The organism is Extibacter muris (assembly GCF_004345005.1).
Lineage (GTDB): Bacteria > Bacillota > Clostridia > Lachnospirales > Lachnospiraceae > Extibacter > Extibacter muris.
The window spans coordinates 1-4,962 of record NZ_SMMX01000038.1 but is presented as its reverse complement, the minus strand read 5'-3'; the positions used below and the strand labels follow the sequence as shown (position 1 = coordinate 4,962).

3 protein-coding genes are annotated in these 4,962 nt (G+C 36.2%); 1 reads left to right on the top strand and 2 read right to left on the bottom strand.

Translation table 11 applies throughout. The annotated features are described in order from the left end of the window. Positions 1–287: 287 nt before the first annotated feature. Both E1963_RS19055 and E1963_RS19885 read right to left on the bottom strand, forming a co-directional pair. Positions 288–512, bottom strand: a complete 225-nt coding sequence (locus E1963_RS19055) for a hypothetical protein (protein WP_132281640.1) — start codon at positions 510–512, stop codon at positions 288–290. Between the two features lie 17 nt (positions 513–529). Beyond that, on the bottom strand, positions 530–2,758 hold the full coding sequence (locus E1963_RS19885; RefSeq protein ID WP_167482276.1) for an immunoglobulin-like domain-containing protein: 2,229 nt from the start codon (positions 2,756–2,758) through the stop codon (positions 530–532). A gap of 445 nt (positions 2,759–3,203) precedes the next feature. Here E1963_RS19885 and E1963_RS19040 point away from each other — a divergent pair. Beyond that, on the top strand, positions 3,204–4,962 hold a 1,759-nt coding region (locus E1963_RS19040; RefSeq protein WP_132281637.1), incomplete at its 3' end, for an immunoglobulin-like domain-containing protein.

Genomic DNA, 4,962 nt, shown 5'->3' with positions numbered 1-4,962 from the left:
AAAATACTGTAAATCCGGCGAAATAATATCTTTTCAAAAAATGATATTTTCACCAAGGGATAAGTGCGCCCTTTTTTCGAAAAAAATATTTTTTTATTTATCTATTGACATTTATTAGCTGGACTTTCTGCAAAAGCAAATCTATATAAACGAAATATTTCATAATGGAAATACCGTCTATATCTTTAGAAAATGCAGAAAAGAGAATAAGAAAAAGCCCGTACAAAACATATAGTCTGTACGAGCCTATTAAAGTGATATTTGATTGTATATCTTTTCCTGCAAACTTAATTGTATTTGCTGTTTTTGCGGTATTTCATCATAAGAGATTGATAGACAGCTCCATTGTCACGAAACACATAGTCACAAAATTCTTGAAGCTGTTCTTTAGAGTAAAGGTCAAACGGAAATTCAAACAATTTCTTCTTTACTATTTCTTTGATATAAGGTAAATCTGAAATATAAGCACACCCCGTTTCTATCTTCATATCCACAAAAATATCTCTATCCATAAAATTCCTTGCAGTCTTTACATACTTTTGCGTGATTTTCTTACTATGCATACGCCAGTTAACAGACCAAGAGATAAGAACATCAGTACAGCCCATGTTATCATATTCGTACTATCACCAGTTTTAGGGTTATCAGTTGTCATTTGCTTATCTGTATTCGTTGTAGACGGTTTCTTATTATCGTCTATTGTTGGCTTTTGTGTATCTTTTGCCTTGACAGTAACGGTAATTGTTTTTGTAGAAGAAGCTCCTTTACTATCTGTAACTTTGTATATTACTGTATATGTTCCTGCTTTTGAAGTATCTACATCATTGCTTAATATTTCCACTTTTTCTGTAATATCGCCGTCCTCTTTATCCGAAGCGGTAACATCTTTCAATGGGTCGAATGTATCACCGACTGTCAATGTCTTATTACTGGCATTGATGATTGGAATTACGTTTAATTCTTCCATTTTTGGATTGACGGTCAATGTAACTTCAATATCTGTTATAGTATTGTAATTAGTCGTATCTTTTGGCGTATATGCCACTTTAAATGTATTTATTCCAGCACTTCCAACAGAAGTTGTTGTATCGTCTTGCCATACAAATCCCTCTGGCAATGTTATCTCCGCAAGTGTCTGTCCAACAATAGCTGTCAAGTTAGTTGGTACTTCATAAGTCGGCATTGTCTTGCTGATTGTAAACTCTTTCCAGTCAGTTTCTGTACTCTTATAAGTATCATTTTCTGCAACAATAGCTTTCACTTGATATGTGCCAGCATTTATCGGAGCAGAAGTAATATCATTCCAATTATTTCCGTCTTTTGCTCGATAAGCGAATGTTACATTTCCTGCTCCCTCTGCTATGGTATAATCATTTTCTGATAACGATACAGCAATACCATCATAGAGTTTGTTCAAATTCAAATCGTCTTTGAAAGAAATTTTACTGTCAGCTTTTTCAATCCATTTAGCCTGATAAGTATGACCAGTATTATCCGACTTATTTACTGGGTTGTATAGTATGTCAATTTCTTCCCACCCGTCAAAAATGTATCCAGATTTTATAGGAGATGCATATTCATCAAGAGAAAAAACAGTATCCTCTGGAAAAATCCCTCCATCTGTAATAAGAAATATGTGGCTATATCCACTATTTGTATTTTTATTACTAGGGGTACCACCAATGTTAACAACTTGCTCTTTATTAGAAATATATATAACAGGAGAACTATTGCCTGTGTAGGTATATAAAGAGTACAAGGTAGTGATAGCTGGCATATTTTCTGTCATGTTAAGAATGACCTTATTTTTAATGCGAGCTAATCCAAACACTCCAATATTGTTCAAAGTTTTAGGCAGTTTAATGTATCCTGCTAAATTACATTCATTAAAGCCGAAGGATTTGATTTCTGTTAGCGTGTCAGGCAAGGATAGGTTTGTATCTTTGCTCCAATTTTGAACTTTACTAAATGCTTGCTCTCCTATGCTAGTAATCCCTTCAGAAATAATTACCTTGCTGACATTGCTTTGGTTCCACGGTTGATTGCCTACTATCTCACCTCCGCAAGCAGATATACCTCCAAATCCGGAAAAAGTCAAGGTATCACCCTCAACATTATACTCAGTCAATCCGATTGCCCGAATGGTGTAATCCGCTTTTGCCTTGCTTATATAATATTCCGTAAAATCAGTATTTCTTGCATAGCAATCCGCTGCCCAGTTACCATCAACATCAAAAGCAGCGCATGCAAGAATTTTATTCTGAATATTATCAGCATAAGTAACTGATAAAGAAACTTTTTCGCCTTTGGAAACAGTTATTTGCTGGGCGTTATCTGTATCTGTAAATTTAATTTCATTGATAACATCGCTATATTTGTTAAAACTATCAGAGTCAATTGTTACAGTAACATTATCACTATTATCAGACTGTGGTATAATCTCCGTGCCGAAACTATTATCCAGATTAGCAGAAGCAATATCACGGTTCAATTCCATAGGTTCACTCTCTGATTTTGTGTTCACACCATCTTTGCCTGTAATGTCTGTATCTTTGGTGTCGTCCTTTATTGCACCAGTTGTATCATCTGTTGTATCAGTGCCATCTATCATGTCTGTCGTATAGTCGGTTATATTTTCTTGCCCTATGCTATCATCATTTTCTTGTGCGAAAACGAAAGCAAGATTAGATTGAATACCAAAGACCATACATAAGATAAGCACGCAGGCGAGAATGCTTTTTGTTTTTTTTGGTTTCATCTTTTTTCTCCTTTTTAATTATTCATTTTTTGGAGGTCTTGAACCAGACAAAGCAAATCCTGCATTTTCATGAGCCACTGTTTTTCTGGTTCGCTCTCCCAATTTCCCATTACAAGAAATTTTCGTTTTGCCTTTATCTCGCTCTCAACCTCCCCTCATTGTTGATTATAATATTCACATCAGGATCAAAGGATAGAATGGTAGAAGTATACACGGCACAAAAAGCAGACTTTTTGTGCCGTATGTGTTATCATTTAGTATAGGATAATTTAGGATAAAAACAGCGCTTTTAAACTTAAATCAGTACAAAAAACCAAATTTTAGAAGTGGCGTAGAAAGTCTGCTTTTTGGTCCAAAAAGTCTGCATTTTGTGCCATGTACACTTCTGACATTTTTATCTTAAAGTGAATATCTTAATTTACATTGAAAGAGGGGAAAAAACAAAATGAATATCAAAAAAGTCTTTTGTATCTTAATAGCATTAACTATTATGTTTGTACCAATAGAATTGGTTCATGCAGAAGAGATAACTATATTTAGGGTTTCAACCTCTGAGCAGTTTGTTGATGCGGTTAAACAAATCAACGAAGGTGATGATAACGCAGAGTATGTAATAGAAATGCTTAATGATATTGAAGTTACAACCTCCACATCCCCTGGCGCTAACCTTTCATTAGAATTCAAAAAAGGCACAACAACAATTTACGGAAATAATCACTCTCTTAAAGGGAAACTTCACTCATTTGGTTTAATTTGGGCCAGCGGTAACTCTGTTGTAAATCTCGGCTCAGAAGACCAACCTGAAAAAAGCAAGTTGATTATTGAGCCAGCTTCGAGTTTTAGGCTTCCGGAGCTTTTGGGAATAAGCGGTTCGGCAACTGTCAATGTGTACTACGGTGTTGTTTTTCAGAATAACTCCACAATTGACAGACCTGGAGGCGCAATTTATGTTGAAAACGGAACATTAAATATGTATGGCGGAATAATACGAAACTGTACAGACGCGTATACTGGCTGGGGTGGTGCTGTTTATTCTAGCTCAAAATTTACAATGTATGGCGGTACAATTGAAAATAATGTAGTCGGAGAAAAGGGGTTAGAGGGCTTTGGCGGAGGTGTTTGCAATCTCGGCACCTTTACTATGAAAGGCGGCGTTATTCAGAATAATAAAGCAGAAAGTCCTAATAAAGAGGGCTTTGGTGGAGGTGTTTGCAATCTCGGCACCTTTATTATGGAAGGCGGTGTTATTCAAAATAATACATCATCTACGGCTGCTGATGATGTCTTTTCACAGAATAAAACAAAGATTACTGTTGCTGCAAATAAAGATAAGGGCTTCGGTACTTTGACATCGACTAAAGAACAAATCTCGGGATGGTTTGAAGATGGTAATAATGAAAACAGCAATCGCTGGGATGTAAATAATTACTGTGTTGAGATTGCTGCTGAAGACGCTTCCAAAGAAACGGTTATTGCACTCAAAGCAGCGCACGGTGCAAAGAAAGAAATAACAGTAACTTTTAATACAAACTCAGGAGTATGGACAGATACAACAGATAAATTTTCACAGAACGAAGATAGTACATACTCAGAAACTTTAAACTTAGGTGAAAAAGCTATCGCTCCCACTAACCCAACAAAGACGGCCTATACATTCCTTGGCTGGTTTACTCAAAATGACACTGCATATGATTTTGATAGCGAAGTGAATGAAAACATTACACTGTACGCAAAATGGGCAAAAAATATGGAGCCATTAAATACAGTTCCAACAATCAATGCCAGTGATAAGACATTGACAGTCGGCGATAAATTCGACCCATTGAAAGATGTTACTGCTTCGGATAAAGAGGACGGCGATATTACAGAAAAAGTGGAAGTATTAAGCAATGATGTAGATACTTCAAAAGCAGGAACATATACAGTAATATACAAAGTTACAGATAGTAAAGGTGCTTCTTCTACAAAAACAATTACCGTTACTGTCAAGGCAAAAGACACACAAAATCCAACGACAGACGATAGCAAGAAACCGTCTGCAACGGATACGGATAGGAAACCAGCAAGCACAGATAAACAGACAACGTCTAACAGCCCTAAAACTGGTGACAGCACGAATATGACAACATGGCTTGCGCTCATGTTCGTATCTCTTGGTCTGCTGGCTGGCGTATTCACAGTAAGGAAATCACGCAAAAGCAGAT

What these genes read in the sequence shown, in the direction of transcription:
- E1963_RS19055 (WP_132281640.1), bottom strand. Translation starts at nt 512, where the DNA reads ATGGATAGAGATATTTTTGTGGATATGAAGATAGAAACGGGGTGTGCT.
- E1963_RS19885 (WP_167482276.1), bottom strand. Translation starts at nt 2,758, where the DNA reads ATGAAACCAAAAAAAACAAAAAGCATTCTCGCCTGCGTGCTTATCTTA.